This window comes from Variovorax stachyos, assembly GCF_051400855.1.
Lineage (GTDB): Bacteria > Pseudomonadota > Gammaproteobacteria > Burkholderiales > Burkholderiaceae_C > Variovorax.
Genome location: NZ_JBLFFN010000040.1, coordinates 1 through 4,441, shown reverse-complemented (window position 1 = coordinate 4,441; position 4,441 = coordinate 1). Strand labels below are relative to the sequence as shown.

Sequence of the window (4,441 nt, the reverse complement as noted above, 5' to 3'; positions counted from 1 at the left end):
CAGGCGCGCTTGGAGGCCATTTCGCTCGAGCGTGCTGAACCTGTAGATGGCCCGTTGGCCCGCAGGGCACTGATACTTCGACGTCTTCGTCGATGAACTGAAGCTGCATGCGCTTGGATTGAGGGTGCTCAGCCGTCGGCCACTGGCAGACCGTCGTACCACCGCGCAGTCCTGCTGAAGATCCCCATCCACAGCCACCTGAACCAGCTGCAGTCGCTACAACGTGCAGACCGCGATCCCGATTCGAGGCTGTACCGCAAGGGCAAGACTGCCAGCGAGTTGCGCTGCATGAGGCCACGCCGAGGGCCGCCAAGCCGCCGATTGGCGGGCCGCAGCGTCAGCGAACCGACGCACGGTCTCGAAAGCGCCGTAGGCCCGCCTCTGTCATTCGCCCAGAACGCAGAACCAGTGCCAACGCACCACACGGTGCTCGCAGTACTGCGCGAAGACACGCTCAGCCATTTCCGAGTTGCCGAACGCGTTCCACCGCCTGTCGACCCAAACCATGGCCTCGTAGAGATCATCCGAGTCACCGGTCAAGTCGAACTTGTCCATCAGAGCGACGGAGAGCGCCCGGTTTGAAAATTCGTCCCCACTGGCCGCTTCGTTGCGCAGTAGATCGAGTTTGGATTGCGCCGCGACGATGATCGGGACTGCTGCGGCCGACCGTGCAGGTTTGCGTGGTGCCGTGGCATTGACGGTCGAACTATTCACCGCGAATGTCGAGAGAGCGCCGGACAAAAGCATTCCCGTGGCGAAAGCTCCGATCAGTTGCGCTCGCTTCTTTGAGAGTCGAAGTATGAATGCGCCTAGTGCGGACAGGCTTCGAACGGTACGGTTGAACATGGCTGGCTTTCGTATTCTTTGTATTGGTGAGGGAGCGTAGGTGATCACCGCAGCCGGCGCGTCATCGGAAGCGATGACGGGGCCCGTCCGTTGGCCTCGTAGCGGGTCCACGAAAGCCCAAAGAGCACCTCGGCACGGCGAAAACGGCGAAGGCAACGAGCCTGGAGCGTCGCAATCACCCAACCGCCTTCTTCAGTGCGCAGGATGCGTTCGGCGCGCTTGGTACTTCAGCAGCCTGCCAGGCGCGTCTGGTGCCGCGTCGGAGGTGTCGAGTGGTGCAGTAGACGCAGCAGATCCCCCTGCTTGGACGTGCCGGTCTTGGAGTAAATCCTCTGCAGGTGGGTGCGGATGGTCGGCTCGCCCACGCCCAGCATTCCGGCGGCCTCGGTACCGCCGAGGCCTTGCGACAGCGCCATTAGCACGCGCAGTTCGCCGCCGGTGAGCCCATGCAGCCGTCCAAATGCCTCCCCCGGCATCAGCGGCGCCTGGACAGGATCCTGGATGAACACGGCAACACTCGCCGCGAACGGTGCGAGGATCCCGCCGCGCCGGCCATCGGCAACCGGCAGCAGGGTGGCGACGTAGCCCCCGCCGGTTCCGTCAGGGATTCCGATCGCATGATCCTTGGTGCGCATGTCGGCACCATCACGGCATGAATCCTGGAGCGCCTGCGTCAACGCGGCACGAGCGGCCGGATAGACCGGGGACAACCGGTTGTTGACCAGGCGCATCGCCGTGCCCGACTTGACCTGTCGCTCGGCCGCAGTGTTCATGTACACGACGTGGCCGTCACGGGCCGCCAGGAACACGCCGGCCGCCAGGCCATCGAGTGTCCTCTCCAGCACCTCGGACTTCAGCACCTGGATGTCGAGCGCATCGGAAATCGCCAGAGCACGGCAGACGTGCGGCGCAAGGAGCTCGAACAGGGCGAGGTCGCCCTGCTGGTAGTGCGGCGACTTGTCGCTGCGCGACGCGTGCAGCGACGCCACGCGACCGCCGGTGCGCAGCGCCGGAAACCAGATGATGTCGAGCAGCCCGTATGGCTGCAGCACTTCGCGGTAGAAGCGGCTGTCATGCAGATGGAAGCGCTCCATCGACAGCGCGCTCACGTCGCCGAGGTTGGAGACGACATCCGCCGCGGCCATCGGACTCTCGGCGTAGTGGGCGCCAAATTTCTGCAGAAACTCAGGCTCGTAGCCGAAGACGTACAGCTGGTCGTTCTGGATCTGCTTCAGGTCGTGCACGCAGATGCCGCCCCCGACGCTGTCACAACGCTGCGCAATCCTTCCGCATGTTGCGGCCCACCGCTGCGGGTCGAGGGAGCAGTCGTAGATCGCGCCAATCAGCTCCGACAGCTCGGCGGCGGAGATCCCTTCCAGGCCCGTCATCGCACGCCATTCCGACATGACGCCCGAACCCGAGGCGCAAGGTCCGTCAAACGATGCCGTACGATGGTGGGCTGGTTCATCGAGTGATCGTAGGCGGGTGGGCCGCATCGCGTAATAACCTAAACAGGTGACCAATTGAATGCAGGAGTTGCGCGCCCCGCCCGGCCTCCAATGAACGATTTCACGGAGGCGATCTACGCGCTGTGGGACAAGCTCGCGAATTTCCCCATCGACCAGGGCGATGAAGCGCTCGAGCACCTGCTCTGCAGCCTCTGCTCGATCTTCGGCGCCCACAACGCACTTTGGTCGGTGCTCGTGCGGCTGCCAAGCCCTGCGTCGGGCGACGCGTTGAACGGCTGGCGTCCGCGATTCGTCCGGCTCCTGCGGCCTTTGCCGCCGATTGCCGCTTCGGTCCAGGAGCAGTTCGACGCCCTGTGGGCGCCGTCTGTCGACCTCTCACAGATCCTTGCCGTGTCCGGCGAGGAACCGTTCCGCACCCGGCTCCTGTTTGAAGCGCTGCCTCCGGAGTGGTTCGACGGTCCACACTACCAGCGCCACTATCTGGCTGTCGGACACGCGGATAGCATGTCGATGCGTTGTGCGGTCAACGACGATGTGCGGGTGCACCTGTTCATCTTCCGCAGCACGGAAGCTCCCCGGTTCTCATCAGCGGACAAGGACCCTTTCGGCCTAGCGCTTCGCGGGCTGCGCTGGTTCTACCGCCAGCATTTGCTCAGCCACGGGCTCCTCATCGCGAATGCGCCGCTCACTGCGATGGAACACAGGGTCTTGCTGCGACTGCTCGACGGAAAGACGGAGAAGGCCGTCGCGGCCATCCTGGGCCAAAGCCCCAACACGACGCACATCCATGTGAAGTCGATCTATGCCAAGTTCGGTGTCCATAACCGGGCGGCGCTGACCTCCCTCTGGCTCGGGCGTCTGCCCGAAGCCATCCGATCGAACCTCGATTGATGGTGCGGCGACTCCACGCGTCATTGCTTCCGATGACTCCTTGAGCGTGCGATCTCCCTAGGCTCGGGACCTCACCGTTCCGCTTAGGAAGACGACATGCGCATGCTCCCATTGCCGCCGATTCCGCTGATGCCTCCGATCCGGCGGTCGCGATGCTCCCCGCGCGGCTTTGTCGTGGCAAGCCTACTCACCGCCGTGCGTCTGGCGCTGGTGACCTCTGAACGTCGGAAGCGCGGTCCCTTCTTCCAGTGCTGGCCGAACGCGCAGCGGGGACTCGGTGGTGGCCTGGTCTGACAACGCCGACCACGGCGCACTCCGGCTGACCGACATGCAGCTCGATTTGCGTCCGTCCGACAGACGACCGACGTCGAGCCGGGACGGACGGACGCCGGCGTGCATCTGCCTCCATTCGTCACGAAACGTCTCCTGCCTGCGCTTGCAGTCTCAAGAAAAGAGTGGCCATGGCGAAGAAGGCTTCCCCTCGTCAACACGCGATTCCAACCCCAGGAGTGCACTATGAACATGAGCCGTATCCTCCCACCCGCCCTGTCGACCAGCGCAGTCGAGGCGCCCAGCCCGTCCGTGCACGGCGCCTTCAAGCGTGCTGTCGCAGCTCTTACGCGGCGCTGCGCGGCCGGCACAGCCGACCCGCGAGAACGCTATCTCTCGCGATCGGTCAATCACGAAGACCTCGAGAACCGCATCCGTGCATGGGAAGCGTACGAAGCCCGCCTGCGATGCCTTTCGCCACTGCCGTGAGGACACGTTGGACATGAACGTGCGCCCGTGTCCGTGCGAGCCCTGTGATTGCTGTCCGGCTGGCCGAGCGATGCAGGGGCTGCTTGAGCTGCCTCGGTGGCGAAGCCTTGTCCCCAGTATGGGCGAGCCAAGCGCCAGGCCGCATTGTTCAACGACATGAACGCCGAGGTGCGAGAACGCACATCCCCGAGGCCCTTTGCGGGCGCAAACTTCATCGCCTGCGTCGCCGTGACTTTGATCCGCTTCGAGCATGCCACCGGCTTCTGGGACGGCGCCGCGGCCCGCGTGCTCGACATGCTGCTCGCCAGCGGCGTGTCCCGGTCCCCACCCGCTCCTGAGGAACCCTCGATGAAACTCACCCTTCGCCAGATCCAACTCCCCGGCCGCGTGCGGCTCGAGTTCGCCGAACAGGGCGCCCGCTCCGGCACGCCGGTCATCTCGCTGCACGGCGTCACCGACTCGTGGCGCTCCTTCGA

The 4,441-nt window shown here is 64.5% G+C and carries 5 protein-coding genes and 1 pseudogene; 4 read left to right on the top strand and 2 right to left on the bottom strand.

Features of this window, described 5'->3' with window-relative positions; genetic code table 11:
• Positions 1–79: 79 nt before the first annotated feature.
• Positions 80–237 (top strand): annotated as a pseudogene (locus tag ACMGEZ_RS29560) (IS5/IS1182 family transposase); the annotation flags it as partial.
• Between the two features lie 147 nt (positions 238–384).
• Here ACMGEZ_RS29560 and ACMGEZ_RS29555 read toward each other — a convergent pair.
• Entirely contained in the window at positions 385–846 is a 462-nt protein-coding gene (locus ACMGEZ_RS29555) for a hypothetical protein (protein ID WP_436825839.1), read from the bottom strand.
• Positions 847–1,073: 227 nt separating this feature from the next.
• The gene (locus tag ACMGEZ_RS29550; RefSeq protein WP_436825838.1) at positions 1,074–2,234 is read right to left on the bottom strand and encodes a helix-turn-helix transcriptional regulator; all 1,161 of its coding nucleotides are present in this window, start codon (positions 2,232–2,234) and stop codon (positions 1,074–1,076) included.
• A 171-nt stretch (positions 2,235–2,405) separates the two neighbouring features.
• Here ACMGEZ_RS29550 and ACMGEZ_RS29545 point away from each other — a divergent pair, with 171 nt between their 5' ends.
• The 3 genes from ACMGEZ_RS29545 to ACMGEZ_RS29535 all read left to right on the top strand — a co-directional run.
• Positions 2,406–3,206, top strand: coding sequence for a helix-turn-helix transcriptional regulator (locus ACMGEZ_RS29545; RefSeq protein ID WP_436825837.1), 801 nt, complete (start codon positions 2,406–2,408; stop codon positions 3,204–3,206).
• A 516-nt stretch (positions 3,207–3,722) separates the two neighbouring features.
• On the top strand, positions 3,723–3,965 hold the full coding sequence (locus ACMGEZ_RS29540) for a hypothetical protein (RefSeq protein WP_436825836.1): 243 nt from the start codon (positions 3,723–3,725) through the stop codon (positions 3,963–3,965).
• Positions 3,966–4,121: 156 nt separating this feature from the next.
• Positions 4,122–4,441 (top strand): hypothetical protein (locus ACMGEZ_RS29535; protein ID WP_436825835.1); only part of this gene is annotated, 320 nt, incomplete at its 3' end.